Below are 17,285 nucleotides of genomic sequence, written 5' to 3' on the forward strand. Positions count from 1 at the left end.
TCCCGCGCCGGCTTGGACTCACTCTTGCGTGGACTCACAACCTCAGATGTCATCACTCACAGCGCCCATCCCGCCGGACCTCAGCCCGGCGTGTCGGGCCGGAAACACCGATCTTGGAACAGTCCCCGCCTCTTAAGCATGTCAACGTGTCGCACAGGTGTCGTTGACAGTGGGTCCACAGCTCTTAGCACTGGGTGGACTCTGAGCAGCGGAAGGCTTGATGCCGATAGGCCGTAGGTGGGATGCCGTAGGCAGTGCGGAAGGCCCGGCTGAAGTCTGCGGCACCTGAGAAGCCCCAGCGTGCCGCGATTGTGTTGACAGCGGTGGAACGCACCGCGGGGTCAGCCAGATCGCGGCGAGCGTTTTCCAAGCGTTGGCGGCGAATCCAGGCCGCGACCGTGGCGTCTTCGGCGTGGAACAGGCGGTGAAGATAGCTCACGGAGATGTGGTGGGCGGCGGCGATCGCAGTCGGGTCAGGCCCGGGTCGTCGAGGTGACGGTGAACGAAGGCCTTGATGCGGAGGATGAGAATCCGCCGGTGGGTCTCAGGGGTGATTTTGTCCGTGGCCTCGAGTTCGTGAGCCAGCAGTGCGACAACCAGGTCGAGTGCAACCCTGCCGAGCCGGGGCCCGTCATCTGGCCCCAGGGAACCGGAGTCGGCCGCCAGGCGGGTGAGGAACTGAGCCAGCAGCGCGCCAATGCCTTCCCTGCCCGACATGCGTCGTCCCATTAGCGAGTCGACTCCGTGGCGGGGCAAGGGCAACAGTGTCTTGGATACTTCGAACCCTACTCCTGAGAAGATCCCGCTCTTGCTGGTGGAGTGCAGTTCAAATGGCGTCGAACCAGGATGGCGAGTTTTTCCAGCACTTCGGTGAGGGTTGCGTCGACGTGCTGGTCGTGTTGGGACTGCAGCGTCTCCGTTTGCTCGACGGTTCGCAGTCTGTCGACGAACCAGGCGGCGATGTGACTTGGTGCTGACGACTGACGTGGCCGGCCACCAGGTCGGCACACTGCGCACCTTCGACCCGTATGGTCAGCCGTTGAGCAGTACCGGAGCGGTCGACCCCCAGGGGGTGCCCGACAACTCGCCCGGCTCGATGGACTACGGCTGGCTGGGCGAACACCAGCGTGCCTACGAACACGCGGGCGGGATCGCACTGGTTCAGATGGGCGCGCGGCCCTACAGCCCGGTGCTCGGACGGTTCCTTTCGGTGGATCCCGAAGAGGGGGGCTCCGCGAACGATTACGACTACGTCGCCGGTGATCCCGTCAACAGTCTCGACCTCGACGGTCACGGCTGGTTCAGTTCGCTCGTCGGCGCGGTGACGCGGGTGGCCCAGGTGGTCTCGTGGGTGCCGGGACCGATCGGCTCGATCGCGAGCGGTGTCGCCGCGGTGGGCAACGCGATCCAGGGTAACTGGGGAGCGGCCGCCCAGTATGCGTTCGGGGCCCTCACCGGTGGCGCGTCCAAGTGGATCGGCGCCGCCGTCGGAGCGGTGAAGGCCGTCGGCCGGGTGGCGTCGAAGGCAGGGCGGTGGTTCACCGCGACGACTCGGTCAGCGAGCGCGGCGAGCCGGGCGAACAAGATCCTCCGCAAGGTGAAGGTCGGTGGGCAAGGCATCGGGTACAAGAGACATCGGATCGCTCTACACGCTCCACACGACGTGAGCAGGCGATATTCCAAGCGCACAAAGCCACATGTGGGACGATGGCACATCCACACAGGTAAGAAGCGGACGGCCAGGCGGGTGTTCCGGGTCTGGAGGAAAATATGAGTGACCCGGTCGAGGTGATCGTCTTCCGCGACGAGCCCGGCGAGTTCGCTGACATCGCACCAGATTTCGTCGCCCAGGTCGGTGTGCCTCCGACTTTCGAGTCGCTGACGTTGCAGTGGCCGGAAGCCGCTGGCATCGAGGAGAAGCGAAGGCTGCTGAGGTTCGTGGCCACCGCGACCGGCGAAGGCCGGTCGCGGGTGGCCAGGCCCCTGGGGAAGCTCGATGCGGAAGGCGAAGCTGACGGGCTGACGTCGTTCTTAAGAGCGGTCGATGGCGATTCGTGGTGGCTCGGGGACGTGGCCCTCAAATTCGACGCAGGGGACTCGACCGAGATGATCTGGTTTCCCGGCAGCGACGGCGTGTTCCTGTACATCGGGGCGGCAGCGAGCCTGTTGGACTTCACCGTTATCCCGGCAATCCATGAGATTGCCATCGTCCTCGACTGGCAGCTCACAGTTCAGTGACCGATCTGGCCCGGCCTGGCTCTGCTTAAGAAATCCCCTGGTGGGGCCGCCGCGTGCGCGTGGTGCCCCACCAGGCGAGACCCGTTGACGGTCGGCCTTCCGATCACGGCTGGCGGGTGCCAGTCGGAGGAGGGCTTTGCGGTCGCGGCGTGTCATGTGCGGCTCCTGCAGGAACTCGTCGCAGACTGTCGTTGCCGCCGGGTGGCGTAGGTCTATCAAGCGGTAGACGGCCTCTCCTCGCGTGTCGCTGCTCAGTCCGGGGTCGCGTGCGAAACGCAGGAGATGTTCTGTCCCTGTGGGGTCGTTGTGGTGCGCGGCGGCCCAGGCCGCGATGACCCGCGTCGTAGCGTCGGCGCGGCTGTCGGCGATCCAGGCGGTCAGGAGGTCCAGGCACGGTTTTGTTGCTGACCATCTGTGGTGAGCGGATCAGTCTCCATAGTGTGGCCAGGCCGTCGGTGCGCCTGTGGGCGAAGGCGAGCAGTCCTTCGGCGGATGCCACCCGGGAAACTTCGATCGCGAAGGCGGAGATTGCTTCGGCGAGCGCCACGGACTCGGGGTCCACCTCGTTCACCTTCTCGAGGTCGATCGCGGCGGCGAACCGGGCTGCACGCCCGATCTTGGTGTGTTGTGTGAGTTTGTTGACCGCCTGTAGCTCGACATCGACGGGGAGATAGGTGCCGAGCCGCTTCAGCGCGGCGAGAAGCCAGCAGCCACTGGGATTCTTCGTCGCGGTCAGCTTGAGGAGTTCCGGCTCGGCGTTGTCACGGAGGCGGTCGATCAGGAAACCGAGGTAGGACATGGTCTCGTCGTCGGGGATTGTCCACATCTTCCGACCTCCGGATCGGTAGCGCTGGCCGGTGAGGATGCGCTCGAGTTCCTCGTGACCACGTTCTGGTGGTCTGCTGATGTGGCAGGCGGCCAGGAATTCCTCGTAAGTGATGTGCTCGAATTCCAGTTCGGTGCCCTGCTGCCGGAATACCCCGCTGCGGCGGAGGCAGGCTGTGAGACTCTCTTTCCACAGCGTGTCCGGTACCCCGCTGGGTTGTTCGGTGCGCTTCAACCCGAGCAGGACATTCATGACCGACGGTGTGGGAGTGTCGCGGCTTGTCCGCCGCGTCGCGGCGACCTCGGCCAGGAACACGCGGAGTTCGGCGGGTGCCATCGTGCCCAGGGCGGCGATGCGCTTTGCGCCCTCGGGGCTGATCCGGGCCAATGCCCGGATCTGCATCTGGTGCTGGACAACTACGCCATCCACAAAACCCCGCAGATCAAGAACTGGCTGCTGCGTCATCCCCGATTCCACCTGCATTTCACTCCGACCAGCAGTTCATGGCTGAATCTCGTCGAACGCTGGTTCGCCGAGTTGACCAACCGGAAACTTCGCCGCTCAGCCCACTGCAGCGTCACCGCACTGGAAAAAGACGTGCGACAGTGGACCAACGAGTGGAACGCCAACCCCAAGCCGTTCGCCTGGACCAAGACCGCCGACGACATCCTCAACACCCTCGTCGCCTACTGCGGCCGAATCAACGACTCACGACACTAGCTCTCGCCAGGCTGACGCGGTATCGGGGCAGCAGAAGCAACCAATGGAAAAGTCACCCTAGTCGATGTGGATGCCGTGACCATGCCGCCTAGCCCGTCTGGCGCTGTCATTGTGATCTCGTGGAGTCCCTCAGTCTTTAGCTGATCGGCGACGAGCTCGAAACCATGTCCAAGGAGCCCGTCCAGGTTTGAGCTCCAGGTCACGTCCTGAGGGAGGCCGAGCCCGAATTTCGACGAGAAGGCGCCACCACGAAGGACCACTTGACCACTATCGGACCCGTCCACTGAAAGGATGATGGCCTCGCGCGGCCTCACAGGCAATTCGAAAGGCCGACTGTGGGTGACTGTCGTGCGGATGCCGGAAGAGGCTACTACTTGCAGTATGCATTGTTCGCCCCCGGGTAGTGAACGCGGGTGTAGCCAACACTCCGCTTGGCCGAGGTTGGCTGCCGCGACCCGCCACGTCTGCCCCGCATCGCTGCTGTAACGAACCAAGTATGTCAACACCTGCTCAGGATGACTGCCCGCCCAAGTCAGCTTCATGGGCGATTTCGAATATTGCACGGCTTCTTTTGCCAGTTTTACTTCGGGTGGAGACTGTTCAATCGGATGAACGTGCAGTACCTCTTTGCCGCGCACGAAGCGGATCGCGGCAGCCTCGTCTGCCCAGGGTAGAATCTCTCGAAAGTCGACGTGTGGAGCATTCACATCGAAGTGAGGTCCTCGACGTCGGCACCGGTGAAAGACTAGCACTTCGCCGGCACTGTCGAGCAGTTCGCAAGACACGTCCGCCAGGGGGTTGCGATCGATCGGCTTCGAGCGGGCAGGCAAATGAAAGCTGGGTCGTACTTCGACGGCGCCATCGCGATTCACGCGGAATGAGAGGAATAGCATCTCTTGTCGAGTATCATCTGTCGCTTCTGAAGAATGAGCGCGGGAGTCAATCCGGAACCGGTTGTTCATCGCCTCGCGGATCCCCATATAAGTGTATGGGGATATCCATGTGTCCGAGTCATAACTCATGAAGTCGGTCACGTACGTCGGATCGTGCACTTCGGATGTGACCACGTCGAATCCATACTCGCCAATACTGCCCCATGGATAGTCGTCGTAGTGAGGGAAGTTGGTGTCGAATCCAGGTGCATAGGGGGCGTGCTTTCGATCCAATGCATGCCCCATCTCCTGAGCCAGGATGGCTCCGGCACCGTCCTTGGCTGCGGCGATGTTTCGGTTTCCGCAGCCACCTACTGACATGCGCGCATCCCTCGGAATCAGCGCAACGTGGATGGAGGTTCTGTCACTATGCTCATCGAAGTCTGCGAGTAGTTGCATCAAACCGCCCGCTCCTTCGAAACCGGGCCCGCATCCACCGCCAGGGGTCCGGAGACTCTTATCAAACTCGATTTCGGTGCAGTCGTCGAACTCGATCCGGCCGATCGGATAAGTGCGCATCACGTACTCGAGTGTGGCGGCAAGATCGAGTCCGCTGGGTGCAGGGAGGTTCATGTCGTCCCCAGTGTAATGGACAAGCACGCCATGGATCCGGAAGGTAGGGACAGGCTCAAAGCGGGCAAATACCCGCGTCGAAAAACTTGCTGGACCGGACTCGGCGGTCAGCTGAGTCACTACCTGGCTTTGGTCGAAGACCTCGATTGTGAACTGGAGGTGCCCCTGACAGTCGTTCGCCGGAATGCGGAAGTTCAGCGTGTGATTGGGGTCGCCGCGATCGATCGATGCGGCCGCTCGCGCTGCGATTGATCCGTTCAGTGACCGGGCCGTGGATAGTCGGCGGAGCGAACCGTCTTGTTCGATGCGGTCGACAATGACTCGGCCGGATATGCGGATGGGAAATATTGGCCCGGAGGCTTGCGAAGCGAGCCGTTTGCGGTCGGTGTACACCCTTAAGACGGTAGAACGCTGCGCAATCAGGGGGACACTGTTGTCTGGCGCGTAGCCGCTCCCTTGACCATTGATGGAAAAGAACTGGATGCCTTGAGTCACTTCAACTCCGACGACGGTGAGATCTGATCGGCAAAGAATCAACTCGTGAGCAAGACGGTTAATCCTCGCCTGATCCTCATGAATTCGCTGGTGGACAAACTGACGTGTCCCTGCTGAGAGATCCGGCTCAGTGTCCAGAATATGTTGAAGCGTTTTGACTTCGTCGTTGAGTGAAGCGATTTGATCGGCTATCTGCTGGCAGCTTGGATTTTCCTCAGTCATTGGACCTCCTCCGCCTTATTCTCGAGGTCGCTCAGGGGTCGCGGGGCGTTACGAGTTGATCTATGTACCACCTGCTTGGCGCCCGCCTGGGGCAAATGGCGTAGTGATTTGACGGCAGTTGGATGAGCGTGTTGCAACCTCGTTGCGGCGACCTGTCGGCGGAGGTATGGCAACGACCAATAGTCGGCCTGATAGGCGCGATCTGCAGCATCAGGCAGCGCGGGCGCCAGCCGCCCGGCAGCGGATCCGGGGTAGCGCTTGAGAAATCGCACCGTGGTCAGGCGAACGACAAGCCTGGAGCCACCGCCACGTGGCGACCAGCACCAGCCCTGACAGGCCGATGGCGGGTTACTCGGCCGTATCACCTGCTGGGTGGTCTGGTGCTGATGCGACTGACGCTACAGAGCGCTTCGAGCTCGGCACGAAGGTGATGGTTGTCGAGACTGAGCCGTTGGACGGTGGCCATCGCCAGCGCCAGGTCCGCGGAGAGTTCGCGATTTGTGCGCCGTAGCCGGGTGTTCTGTTCGGTGAGCCGTTGCAGTGTCGTGCTGCTTCCCGGACTGGTGCCGGGCTTCCTGCCGGCGTCGGGGCGGTGGACGATGTCCGGGTAGTTGCGGCGGAAGGTGGTGTACGCCAACCCGACGCGCCGGGCGAGGGCGGTCACGGTCGGCGGCCGTCCGGTCGTGGTCTCGGCCTCGGCCTCGGCGCGGAGGGGAGTTTGCCGTGGTTCTCGTAGGCGGTGAGGAACCGAGAGCGCCGGCCGCCGTCGGCCATGAAGATCAGCCAAACTGGCACAGGGATCCGGCGGAGTTTGTTGTTGATCCCCTGTTTGCGGGTGTAGGTGAGCAAGGGAGCGGTGGTCAGATCCGTCGGCGACTGAAGCCCATCATCGGTGTAGGTGTGCCGAAGGAGCACGATGTCGCCCACCTGAGCCCGGCCGCCGCGACGATGTGCCCGAGGCAGAGATCTCCTGTGAGAGTCGCTGATGTCACCGCGTCAACCTACGACGCACAACCGTCCACAGGTGCTTCAGCCTAAACGCGGCTCGGACAGCCGGGACTGCGTCGCGGCCGAACCGGGTGACCATGGCAGTCGCCTGTGGCAGAAGCTTGCTCTCACGGCATAGGTTGCTGGGTCTATCCCGTCTCCGATTGGGCTCCGTTGCCGACGTAGAACCCGACACGGGGCGGCGCAGGACGGCACTCGTTCCCGGCTAAGACTGTTGTTGACCTGCGCAAACTGGCAGTATTTGACACTTAACGTCACCAGGCGGCATGGCTGAGCCCTTTTAATCCGTAGATTCTGGGTTCGAGCCCCAGGCGGCCCACCACACCAACATCCCCGCTGACCAGCGGGGATGTTGGTCAATCTGTGGCTTGTTCACCTCGGCGTTGACCACGATTGGGCTCCGTTTCGTCTCCGTTCGCTCTGCTGTGCCGAAGTTTATGTCCAGCTAGCTGCACCGGGCCCATGGCACCCCGGCGCTCTCCTTGCCGTCTGAGCGGTCCGGATACCCGCCGCCATGTGGCTCTGGTTCTTCAGCGGATACGCCGTGTTTTTCGCCGTGCTGATGAGCTACGCCGCCCACGTCGTGCTGTCCCGGCCCGACCAAGAGCGCCGCGCTGATCCGAGGTTGACGGTGTCGAGGTCGCCGCAGCTGGACAGTGTCCACACCTGGCTGAGGATCGCGGCGCATTTCGCCGATGGGAGGTCGGGGAGTCGGGCGGTGGAGACTCTGCGGTCCATCTGGCCGAACAGGAGGGCGGCGGTCGCGACCGGGGACTTGGCGATGATGTCGGCGAAGGGGCCGGTGTCCTGGTGCTCGGGTAGCAGGACGATGTTGTCCAGGCTGCGGTGGCGGCTGTGCAGGTCGGGGCGGCACCAGTTGAACTCGGCGGTGCTCTAGGCCTCCAACGACGTTCGGCAGCACCGCATTCGACAGGGCGACCTTCGGAGGCAAAATCGTTCGACGCTGCAACGCTGGATGGCGAGCCTTGTCGCCTCGGATCCGTAGCCGGCAACAGCGATGACTCAGTAAACCCGGCTGGTACCAAGTGTTCGAGAAACGGTCGTTCGGGTGGATCGTGCGTACCAACCGGGCCCTCCTCGGCGACTCCCACCACATGACCCAACCTGAACCGCATGTGACCGCCGCCAGCTTGTCTGCTCCTGCTCCGGTTGCGGGCCCGGTGATGCCGACGTCGCCGGGCGAGGTGCGGCCGGTGCTGCGGCCGATCCCGGGCTGGGTGATCGCCGTTGGGATTCCGGTGATGTTGATGGTCGCGGTCAGCTCGGTGTGGCTGATGCTCGGCATCGGCGTGGACAGCGCGAAGCTCGAGGTAATCCGCACCGGTGGCACCCTCGGTGTCGGCCTGGGCGGTGTGCTGGTGCTCTGGCTGGCCATCCGCCGCCAGCGCTCGACCGAGCTGGACCTGCTGGCCAAGTACGAGGCGCACGAGTTGGCCGAGCGCACCGCCGCTAACACACTCGCCTATCAGCACCAAGCCGCGGCTGACACCAGGCACGACGCGGCCGAGCGCCGGATCACCGAGTTGTATACCAAGGCCGCCGACCAACTCGGCTCGGACAAAGCAGCAGTCCGCTTGGCCGGGCTGTACGCGCTGGAGCGCCTTGCCCAGAACACTCCCGAGCAACGTGAGGCAATCGGAAACGTTCTCTGCGCGTATCTGCGGATGCCGGCTCAACCCCCAGAAGACCTGCCTTCGGATGCCGATCAGGAGACCCGCGATCGCCACGACGTCGGAGTCCAGGAGCGAGAAACACGCCAGACCGCGCTGGACATCCTCACCCGTCACACCTCCCAAGCCCAGACAGCGCAGCACTGGCCTGAGATCATCATCCGGCTGCAGCGGGCGAAGCTGATCGGAGCCGATCTAACTTGGGCGGACCTCTCCAGGGCGGACCTGACCAGGGCGGACCTGAGCGAGGCGGACCTGGCCGGGGCGGACCTGCGGGGTGCAAAGCTGCGCGGGGCACGCCTGAGCGGAGCGAACCTGGCCATGGTCAAGCTGAGTAAGGCGGACCTGTGTGAGGCCGATCTTATTGGGGCAAACCTCGGTGGAGCGGACCTGCGTCTGGCGAGTCTGCACAATGCGGACCTTAGTGGTGCTGTCCTGGCCGGAGCGAAGTTGGGCGGGGCGGTGCTTCGCAACGCGAAACTAAGCGCGGCGAAACTAGCCGGGGCAGACCTGGGTGGGACAGATCTGCAGTTAGCAGTTTTGGACAGAGTGAAGCTGGTCGGGACAAACCTGATTGGGGCGAATCTACAGGGGGCGAGGTTGCGCTGGGCGGACCTGGGTGGGGCAAAGCTGGACAGAGTCCAACTGGCCGGGGCGGATTTGCAGGGGGCAAAGTTGCGCATGGCGGACTTGGGTGGGGCGAATCTGAGTGGGGCGAACCTGGCTGGGGCGAACTTGGAGGGTGCGGACCTGGGGGGCGCAGAATTGCATTTGGCGAACCTGGCTAAAGCAAATTTGGAAGGGTCGAAGCTGTTTTTAGCGAACCTGAAAGAGGCCGACCTGACGGGGGTGAACCTGAAAAGGGCAGACCTGGGGGGAGCGAACTTGAAAGGGGCGAATCTAGCTGGAGCGGACCTGGAAGAGGCGAATCTTAAAGAGGCGAATCTCGATGAAGGGATGGCCAACTCCTGAGAGTGCCTGTTGTATCGAGGGTCCGTGCCTTCGACTGGCGAATCTTGGCTGATGGGGACTGCCCTGCTCTGCTGCCGATCCGGCGGTCACCGTCGCCGAACTTCTTGATATGAGCGATCACCACGTTGCGCTCATCTTCCCAGTTCGGGGCTGCTTTGGCGATCGCTTCCAGCTCGTACGGACCTTCTCCTCGCGGCACTCGGTCAGATAGCTTTTGTTAACTAGCGATGCGTATGCTCCGGACTCGAAAGTCATGACCATCTGTGTCGCCTCGTTAGACGTTTTCGCGTTGGCGAGCAACCACTGCGCGGCCTGCTCGACCTCACTCCGCAATTCGTTCGCTGCCGCCCAGGTCCAGCAAGGCACATTCCAGTGTGTTCCTCGCTGGTTGAGCACCTCGACGGAAACAATTTCACTGGGCTCGGTTTCGCGGCCGGCCGTCAATACTCCGGTTGCCGCGACCACCCAAGCGCACCAGGAGCGGGTCGCCGACGACACCCGCGTCGACGCGACCTCGCGGCGGATCACCGAGCTCTATACCAAAGCCGACGGGTTCACTCGAATCAGGTGGAGGGGGCGGCCTTAAAGCTCGGAGTCGTCGAGCGGGAAATGCGCTATGTCCCACTGTCGGCGCAGTGATAGCAGGGCGTTCCGGTTGATCACCGTGACTTTGGCGGTGTCGCCTTCTGCATTCCGCTCGATCATTCCATTTGATTCCAGGAAAGTAAGTGATCTGCGGAGTCTATAAGTAGCATAGGAGCCCTTCTTCGTGCTCGCTGCGACCTTCGCGGCGTCTGATTCTAGTAGGTCCGGGGTTCGTTGTTTCCACAGTTCGACAAGCTGGCTGCGGTCGCAGGTCGGTTCGGCGTTGTCAGTGATTTCGAGAAGCAGGTCGGCGACGTCGACGTTCTCACCGGTGACGTGTGAGCCTTGGTACTGGATGGAGCTGTTCTTGTGGTGCCGAGCGGCTGTTCGGCGGCTTCGTTCGGCGGCCACCGCGTCTACGAGCCGGTGACCGGCGTCGTCGGCAGTGGGCCAGGGGAGTAGCCGCAGGCGAGCCCAGAGGGCGGTGTCGGAGAGGGACTCCTCTCCGGCGTGTGCTTGGCGGTGGTCGTCGACCGCGGCCGCCAGGGCCAGCAGCGTGGACCGCAGCGATTCAGCGACACTGTCGTGGTGGACCTTGCGGACGCGGTCGGCGGTCAGGTCAAGGTATTGGTGCAAGACGGTGTTGAACCGACTCGCTCGTTTACGCCAGGTCGTGAACTGGCGATAGTGGTCGGCATACTCGGCAGCGGTGATCAGCCCGGCGTCACGCCGGTTTTCGGTGAGCTTGATCGCGTCGCGTTCACGGACGGACCTCTCGGCCGCCCTGGCATCGAGGCTCTTGAGCACGCGATAGGTCTGCAGGACGCGATCGTCGGCCAGTAGAGCTTCCCAATTACCTCGTTGGGAAAGGCTTAACGCTTCGCGGACGTAGCCCCGGGCGGCTTCGTCATCGGCTGGACCGTAGGGCAGAGGTTTCGACATGAGAACTCTCTGGGGCTAGTCGTTTCAGATACTTGAACGAGTTGCGTTCCCGCAGGAAGTGGCAGCTTGGCGTCGTGTGGAGTGTCAACCCGTCCTCGGGGGGGGGGGGGGGTACTCCGGCCGGCCCCCCGCTCGACCCTCAGGCGCTGAGGATCAGTAGACGGGCTGCGGTCGAGCGGTTCGTCGACGCCCGGCTGGACGACCCGCAGTTGAGCGTCGATGACGTCGCCACTGCCCACGGACTGTCGACTCGCAGCCTCGCCCGGCTGTTCCACGAGTCCGGGGACACCTTCTCCGGGGTGCTGCGCGCCAAGCGGCTAGCCCGGGTCCGCGAGGACCTGATCACCGGACTACTGCCGCTCGATGCCCTGGCACGCCGCTGGGGATTCGTCGACGCCAGCCACCTCACCCGCCGCTTCCGCAGCGCGTACGGCATGCCACCGCACGAGTACCGGATGCGGGCGGCTGACTGCTCGAACGGCAGCCCTTGAGCCCCTGGGGCCACCCAGCGATCCACCAGCCGAGCGCGAGTGTCGAGTCCTCGGTCGCTGCGCAGACCATCCTCGTGGTTCTGCCGACGTTCTGCGTGGGCGCACTGCCCAGCGGTGCAAGTGGTGCGGCCGACCTGTTACGTGCGCGGTCGGGGGCGGATCTGACCGGTGCGAGCAGCCCTGCGCAGCAGCAGGACGATGGGTACGAGGCAGACCAGCAGCGCAACCAGGCTGGCCTCCAGGCAAGAGGGACGACGAGCCGGACGACCCGGCGGAGAAGGCGCGGCGCGAGCTGCCCGAGCGCGGGACCGGCTGTGGGATGAAGACGCAGGGCCGCTGGTTCGCACCTGGTAAAACTACGCCGAAGCCAAAGAAGATGGCGCTGAACCTCATTCGTGCAGTAGTCACGGTCTGCCCCCTCAGCGCTGCAATGCAGAACCCGTATCGTCATCCGTCGGGTAGCAGTCGCGATCGCCTCGTCCGTCGTTACAGACCCGGATATGCGCTCAGCGGGCTGCCTGGAGTGCAGTCGTCGGCTCCTGCGGGGCCTGATGACGCCGGGCGACCAGTGGGACGCATGGACGTTGCCGGTTAAGGCAGGTCTTCCCACGTCCACGGATCAGTGGGCGTTCCGCCGGGTTCGCGACCGAACCGGAATCGGGTCGCGTTGTCAGCGAAGGTCTCGGACTATTCACAGGTGGTGTGCTGGTGAACGCTCTGGCGTGTGCGGACGCCGAGTGGGGTCGAATAGCACCGGTTGCCCACTCGGCGCGTGCGGGAGTTGTTTTCGCTGGTAGCACCGCTAGCAAATTCCTCGGCGTAGCGCGCTGATCGTGTTGTCCCAGCCTTTGTCACTAAAGTCTATTTTCTGGCCTGGTTCGATGGGCAAGCGGTCGCCGCCGTAGCCGATTCCGGAATAGGCGCACCATGAGTCTGTGGTTCTGTTCCAGAGCGACGAGATCCGGTCGTTGAAGCCGAAGTTCCCGAGATCGGACAGGCTGGTCTGGAGGCGGGCCATCCGGCCTTGTGCCCTGGTGTGTTCCCACACGCAGAGCCAGCCGGGCGGGCAGTCCGCCCAGGCTGTGATCAACGCGTCCCCAGCTCGCGTCGCCGGAGCTGGAGCTGACGCCTGCGCTGGTGTCACCGAGGCGGTGGCGACCAGTATGGCGAGCCCGAGGACAACGCTCAATCTCGAACGCATGGGTGTTCCACCTTTCGTGTCGGTGCTGTGGGCGTTGTCTGCCGGAGGAACGGAGCGAGGACGTCGGCCGGAGAGTCCAGGCGAAGCGAGCACGGAACCACTCTCCTTGTGACCGGAGCTGGCGTTGGGTGCCGTGTTGAGAAGAGTTGAGATAGGAGGTCAGGGAGAGCTGCGGGCCGACAGTGCTGGCCTCGAGTGGCTACCGCGCTCGAGACCAGCAGTGTCCGTATGTGTTCGGCTAGCAGCCTCTGACGAGCGAGCTGCTCATGTTGTCGGATCTCCCGAAGAGCGAGCCTCTCCAGTTGTTCCCTGCCCGCAACGTGATGCCGCGATAATACGGTTCATCGTAGGCGCACCACATGACGCCGGTTCGATCCCAGAGCGATGAGATCTGGTTGTCCATGCCGACGGTACTGAGGTCGGGGATGCTGACCTGGGTCATAAGGACCCTGCCGGTGCCGTTTGGCCCGTCCCAGGCACAGAACCAGCCGGCTGGGCAATCGTCATAGGCCCCGGCCGACACGGTGTCCGCGTGGGCTATTGCGGCCGGTTGGCTGGCTACCAGAGCCGCGATTGCGACGGCTGTGCTGAGGACGTTGGCTGAACGCATGGAGTCGCCTCCGTTCTCAGCAGTCGCGCAGAGAGCTGATGTTGTCGTTGCGGTTGTACCCGCTGGTGTTTCCCTGCCAGCCGGAGGAGACGCGCCAGCCCTCGCCGCGGTAGTTGATGTCGAGGTAGGTGCACCAGATGCTGTTGGTGCGGTTCCAGACGGAGGAGATCTGGTCGTTGAAGTTCTGCCCACGGAGGTCGGCGGAGCCGGTCTGGAAGCGCACCATCCGGCCCTGGCCGCCTGCGTGCTCCCACGCGCAGAACCAGCCGGAGGGACAGTCCGAGTAGGCGGTGATCGACACATCGCCGTCCTGTGACGCCAGGGCGGCTTGCGCCACGGTTGCCGGGGCGACTGTCGCCAGAGCGACGAGCCCGAGTGTTGCGGGCAGTGCCTTGAACAAACGCATGAATTTCACCTTTCGTGATGTATTTCGTGGCCCGGCAGTTCCGGGCGATGTGGTGACTCGAAGGAAGCGATCCACCGCCTTGTGTAGCGCGGATGGGTTGTCCGGTGTCGGGGACTGGACGGCGGAACGACCGTTGGAGCTGGACAGGTCTCCGCTCTTAGAGTTCGCCGCTGACCTGAGGAAACTGCGGGCAGAGGCGGGTAGTCCGCCGTATCGGGAGTTGTCGCGGTGAGCGCGCTACTCGTCCACGACGTTGTCGGATGCTGCGGTTGATCACCTGCAGAACTTTCTGGGGGCCCCAGTAGGGGTTCCTCGAATTCACGGTATTTTCATATTTTTGGCGCCGCTTGGCTTCTTGTCGATTTGATCGGATCGCACGTGAAGGCGAGAGCGTCAGCGCGAATTGAAAGTTTCGGGTGAAAACCTCCTGGTTGGGTGTTGAGGATGGATCGCCGTCTATTCGCCGCTGCACGGATGCTCCGGCGATACAGGAGTCGACGTCGTCGAGATCGAGGATGCGGAGTTCGCCTCGTTGTCGTCAGCTCTTGAGGGGGACGACGAAGACGTGGCTCATGTCGGCGTTGTGGGTCGTGGTCGACCCGCGTGAATCGGTCAGGCTCATCGCGGTGCCCTGCACGCCGCCGTCCATACCGTCCTGCCACTTCACCAGGACGTAGGCGTTGAACCGCTGTTCGCAGTCGGCCCGGACGGTGAAGTCGGGCAGGTGCAGCGGCACGTAGTGGTGGTGTACCGAGTAGGACATCTCGCGGGTGGTCGTGGTGGCGTTGTTGGTCTGGCAGAGTTTGTCGCCGTTCCACTGGTTGACGTAGAGGGTGAACGTGGCTGTCGAGGCCGGTGGTTTGCTGCAGTCCTTGTCCTTCTGCGGATAGCACGTCTTGTACTCGGTGTCGGCGAAGACACTGAGTTTCGTGAAGCCTGGCGCGAGGGTGAAGTACGGCAACGCGGGCTCGCGCGCCACAACCTCGGGGCCCGGCCCGACACGCACGAGGCCACGAGGCGTGGCGCGCTGGGCGGGCAGACCGGCCGTGGTGTTGTCCACGGACGTGTCCGCGAACTCGAGGAATCCGTCATACAACTGGAACCGGGCGTCGAGTTTCTTCCGCATCGTGGCGGCACGGACGTACGCGGTGCAGGTGACCTTCGTGGCGACACCCGGGTGAACCAGAAAGCGGGTGGTGAGCTGGACATCCTCCTTCTCCGGCTCCAGGGACGCGCCCTTCTGCAGGATGTTCTGTCCCGTCACGAAGCTCTGCTCGCCACCAGGCCAGGTACACCGCACCTCGTTGTCGAGCAGCGAGCGGTAGGTGGCCGAGTTCGCGCGCATCACCGATCTGACGTAGGCGGTCTGCGTCGCCGACATCTCCAGCTCCACACTGCCCAGCGCCTTGACCTCCTGGTCGAACTTCACCGGCTCACCCGGCTCTGCCTCGGGCACCTTCGGCGCGAGCACCTGTTGCGGCCTGAACTTGACATGGATGACAGTGCTCGCGGTCGCCGCCGGGGCGAGCACGACCAGCACCACGGCACCGAGAATGAACGACAGGATTCTCCTCACGCACGGTCTCCTTTCACCAGTGAGAAATTAGCGTGACGAACTATTCCGGCGATGACACATAACCCTTCATGAGGGGGATCGAGGTGTCGAGTTTCTGTGGATACGGATGGCCCGGGTGGTGAATTTGATGACGGTCCGCGAGGGGTGCGGAACAACCATGTCGGGTGAAGGGCTGTGGCGGCAAGGGTTACCGGAACGTGTGTTGTCCCGGGATGCGTGAAACGGTCCTGATCAGGGGATTCTCGGAGGGGGTGGGATGGTGTCATACTGGCTCGGCACCGGAGATTTGGGAGGGTCGATGGATGTGTCGAGCACGCGCAGCGAGCTTGCGCGACTTCTCGCTGCGCTCAAGGAGCGCAGCGGGCTGAGCTATTCAGATCTTGGCCGAAAAGCGCATATAAGCAGTTCCACTCTGCATCGATACTGTTCTGGAGTAACGGTTCCACCCGATTATCGGACGATTGCCGCAATCGCCACCGCGTGTGGGGCGACTGACCACGACCTCGCCGAGCTGCTACGGCACTGGCAGGTGACAAACGGCCAGCTCACCGTGGAGACACCGGTTTCCGCAGTCGAAACTCCGGACCCGGCCTCCGGCTCTGGCCGGCGGCGCCCACGATCACTCGCGGCCGCCGCTGCGGTCCTCGTGGCGATCGTGATCCCGTCGAGCACGGCATTCAATGACGCAGATCCCTCCACACCCGCGCCCGCCGCCGCGCCCGCCGACGCCGCCATCCGATACGACTTCGCGCCACGTCGCATACTCGCGCCGCGGACGCCCAAGGCAGCGCCTGGCGGATCCTGGAAGGCCGATCATGAGGTGGTGGCGCTGGGCAGCGTCGAGCTCGAGATGTCGACGACGCAGACCGCGTACGTGGTGTCGGTGATGCGCGCGAGCTCGGCGACCCACCGCTCGCTGTTCGACAACGAGGTCCGGTGCCGGTGGCCCGGCGGTGAGCAGAACTTCGTGACCGGACAGAACATCCTGCAGGAAGGCGCGTCATCGGAGCGGGAGAAGGAAGAGGTCCAGCTGACCACACGCTTCCTGCTGCATCCCGGTGTCGCCACCACAGTCGCCTGCACCGCCTACGCCCGCGCCGCCACGCTCAGGGAAGACCTCGACGCGCAGTTCCGGCTGGACAGCGGGCGGATCGAGGTAGCCGACACGTCCGTGGACAACATGACAACAGGCGCGCCCGCCCAGGCGGGTGTGGTGCCGCGTGGCCTCCTGCACGTGGGACCGGACCCCCGCATGATCGCCCGGGAGCCGGTACTCAGATCCTTCACCTTCGCACCTGGCTTCACCCACCTCAGCGTCGTCGCCAACACCCAATACCAGACCTGCTACCCGCAGAAGGACAAGCACTGCGACACACCCGCCCCGACCACATCGACGGCCACCTTCACTCTGTACGTCGCCCAGTGGAAGGGCAACGAGGTCTGCCACAAGAACCGGGCTACCGGAGAACTCCGCGAGATGTCCCACGCGGTGCACCACCATCACGTACCACTGCACCTACCCAACTTCACCATCCGCGCCGACTGTGACCCCCGGTTCAGCGCCTACGTCATGGTGAAGTGGGTAGACGGGATGGACGGCGCAGTACAGGGCACCGTCGAAGACCTGACCGACTTACACGGATCCACCTCAACGCACAACGCCAACACGAGCCACATCTTCATGATCCCCCACAAGGGCTGAACAGGTCATCGGCGGACCGGGACGCGGCGAAGGCCTGGCAACAGCTCGCGACGGCGCTCCCGGTGACGGTGTCCTACAACTACAGCGGCCCTGCC

At 63.6% G+C, this 17,285-nt stretch carries 18 protein-coding genes and 1 pseudogene; 7 read left to right on the plus strand and 12 right to left on the minus strand.

Going from position 1 to position 17,285, the window contains the following annotated elements:
- Window positions 1–184: 184 nt before the first annotated feature.
- Entirely contained in the window at window positions 185–439 is a 255-nt protein-coding gene (locus ACZ5IK_RS42085; protein WP_465492828.1) for a helix-turn-helix transcriptional regulator, read from the minus strand.
- Window positions 436–717, minus strand: a complete 282-nt coding sequence (locus tag ACZ5IK_RS42090) for a hypothetical protein (protein ID WP_465492829.1) — start codon at window positions 715–717, stop codon at window positions 436–438. The genes ACZ5IK_RS42085 and ACZ5IK_RS42090 overlap by 4 nt, the downstream gene beginning before the upstream one ends.
- A gap of 253 nt (window positions 718–970) precedes the next feature.
- Between ACZ5IK_RS42090 and ACZ5IK_RS42095 the strand changes: the two genes are divergently transcribed.
- Both ACZ5IK_RS42095 and ACZ5IK_RS42100 read left to right on the plus strand, forming a co-directional pair.
- Window positions 971–1,774 carry an RHS repeat-associated core domain-containing protein gene (locus ACZ5IK_RS42095; protein WP_465492830.1) on the plus strand — a complete coding sequence of 268 codons (804 nt, stop codon included), beginning with the start codon at window positions 971–973 and terminating at the stop codon, window positions 1,772–1,774.
- Complete coding sequence (locus ACZ5IK_RS42100; RefSeq protein ID WP_465492831.1) at window positions 1,771–2,238, plus strand: hypothetical protein; 468 nt, start codon at window positions 1,771–1,773, stop codon at window positions 2,236–2,238. The genes ACZ5IK_RS42095 and ACZ5IK_RS42100 overlap by 4 nt, the downstream gene beginning before the upstream one ends.
- 103 nt (window positions 2,239–2,341) lie before the next feature.
- Here ACZ5IK_RS42100 and ACZ5IK_RS42105 read toward each other — a convergent pair whose 3' ends face one another.
- Window positions 2,342–3,466, minus strand: a complete 1,125-nt coding sequence (locus ACZ5IK_RS42105) for a hypothetical protein (RefSeq protein ID WP_465492885.1) — start codon at window positions 3,464–3,466, stop codon at window positions 2,342–2,344.
- On the opposite strand from ACZ5IK_RS42105, the pseudogene ACZ5IK_RS42110 reads away from it, so the two are divergent.
- Window positions 3,458–3,784, plus strand: a pseudogene (locus ACZ5IK_RS42110) (transposase); the annotation flags it as partial. The gene ACZ5IK_RS42105 and the pseudogene ACZ5IK_RS42110 overlap by 9 nt on opposite strands.
- Here ACZ5IK_RS42110 and ACZ5IK_RS42115 read toward each other — a convergent pair.
- From ACZ5IK_RS42115 to ACZ5IK_RS42125, 3 genes are all read right to left on the minus strand, one after another.
- The gene (locus tag ACZ5IK_RS42115; protein WP_465492832.1) at window positions 3,781–6,006 is read right to left on the minus strand and encodes a hypothetical protein; all 2,226 of its coding nucleotides are present in this window, start codon (window positions 6,004–6,006) and stop codon (window positions 3,781–3,783) included. The pseudogene ACZ5IK_RS42110 and the gene ACZ5IK_RS42115 overlap by 4 nt on opposite strands.
- Window positions 6,007–6,367: 361 nt before the next feature.
- On the minus strand, window positions 6,368–6,670 hold the full coding sequence (locus tag ACZ5IK_RS42120) for a hypothetical protein (RefSeq protein WP_465492833.1): 303 nt from the start codon (window positions 6,668–6,670) through the stop codon (window positions 6,368–6,370).
- Window positions 6,667–6,921 (minus strand): hypothetical protein, encoded by a 255-nt coding sequence (locus ACZ5IK_RS42125; RefSeq protein ID WP_465492834.1) that lies wholly within the window; start codon window positions 6,919–6,921, stop codon window positions 6,667–6,669. The genes ACZ5IK_RS42120 and ACZ5IK_RS42125 overlap by 4 nt, the downstream gene beginning before the upstream one ends.
- A gap of 607 nt (window positions 6,922–7,528) precedes the next feature.
- Between ACZ5IK_RS42125 and ACZ5IK_RS42130 the strand changes: the two genes are divergently transcribed.
- Window positions 7,529–7,912 carry a hypothetical protein gene (locus ACZ5IK_RS42130; RefSeq protein WP_465492835.1) on the plus strand — a complete coding sequence of 128 codons (384 nt, stop codon included), beginning with the start codon at window positions 7,529–7,531 and terminating at the stop codon, window positions 7,910–7,912.
- Between the two features lie 316 nt (window positions 7,913–8,228).
- A complete protein-coding gene (locus ACZ5IK_RS42135) occupies window positions 8,229–9,677 on the plus strand; it encodes a pentapeptide repeat-containing protein (RefSeq protein WP_465492836.1) in 1,449 nt (482 codons plus the stop codon).
- Window positions 9,678–9,794: 117 nt separating this feature from the next.
- On the opposite strand, the gene ACZ5IK_RS42140 is transcribed toward ACZ5IK_RS42135, so the two are convergent.
- Both ACZ5IK_RS42140 and ACZ5IK_RS42145 read right to left on the minus strand, forming a co-directional pair.
- Complete coding sequence (locus ACZ5IK_RS42140) at window positions 9,795–10,205, minus strand: hypothetical protein (RefSeq protein WP_465492837.1); 411 nt, start codon at window positions 10,203–10,205, stop codon at window positions 9,795–9,797.
- 54 nt (window positions 10,206–10,259) lie between these two features.
- Window positions 10,260–11,204 carry a hypothetical protein gene (locus tag ACZ5IK_RS42145; protein WP_465492838.1) on the minus strand — a complete coding sequence of 315 codons (945 nt, stop codon included), beginning with the start codon at window positions 11,202–11,204 and terminating at the stop codon, window positions 10,260–10,262.
- Between the two features lie 209 nt (window positions 11,205–11,413).
- Between ACZ5IK_RS42145 and ACZ5IK_RS42150 the strand changes: the two genes are divergently transcribed.
- Window positions 11,414–11,695 (plus strand): helix-turn-helix transcriptional regulator, encoded by a 282-nt coding sequence (locus tag ACZ5IK_RS42150; RefSeq protein WP_465492839.1) that lies wholly within the window; start codon window positions 11,414–11,416, stop codon window positions 11,693–11,695.
- An 802-nt stretch (window positions 11,696–12,497) separates the two neighbouring features.
- On the opposite strand, the gene ACZ5IK_RS42155 is transcribed toward ACZ5IK_RS42150, so the two are convergent.
- The 4 genes from ACZ5IK_RS42155 to ACZ5IK_RS42170 form a co-directional block, all read right to left on the minus strand.
- A complete protein-coding gene (locus ACZ5IK_RS42155; protein ID WP_465492840.1) occupies window positions 12,498–12,896 on the minus strand; it encodes a peptidase inhibitor family I36 protein in 399 nt (132 codons plus the stop codon).
- 238 nt (window positions 12,897–13,134) lie between these two features.
- A complete protein-coding gene (locus ACZ5IK_RS42160; RefSeq protein ID WP_465492841.1) occupies window positions 13,135–13,506 on the minus strand; it encodes a peptidase inhibitor family I36 protein in 372 nt (123 codons plus the stop codon).
- A 16-nt stretch (window positions 13,507–13,522) separates the two neighbouring features.
- Window positions 13,523–13,912: a peptidase inhibitor family I36 protein gene (locus ACZ5IK_RS42165; RefSeq protein WP_465492842.1), complete on the minus strand. Its 390-nt coding sequence runs from the start codon at window positions 13,910–13,912 to the stop codon at window positions 13,523–13,525.
- A 538-nt stretch (window positions 13,913–14,450) separates the two neighbouring features.
- On the minus strand, window positions 14,451–15,488 hold the full coding sequence (locus tag ACZ5IK_RS42170; RefSeq protein WP_465492843.1) for a hypothetical protein: 1,038 nt from the start codon (window positions 15,486–15,488) through the stop codon (window positions 14,451–14,453).
- Window positions 15,489–15,747: 259 nt separating this feature from the next.
- Here ACZ5IK_RS42170 and ACZ5IK_RS42175 point away from each other — a divergent pair, with 259 nt between their 5' ends.
- Window positions 15,748–17,190 carry a helix-turn-helix domain-containing protein gene (locus ACZ5IK_RS42175; RefSeq protein ID WP_465492844.1) on the plus strand — a complete coding sequence of 481 codons (1,443 nt, stop codon included), beginning with the start codon at window positions 15,748–15,750 and terminating at the stop codon, window positions 17,188–17,190.
- The last annotated feature ends 95 nt before the right edge of the window (window positions 17,191–17,285 follow it).

Source organism: Amycolatopsis sp. NPDC031561, from assembly GCF_055580625.1.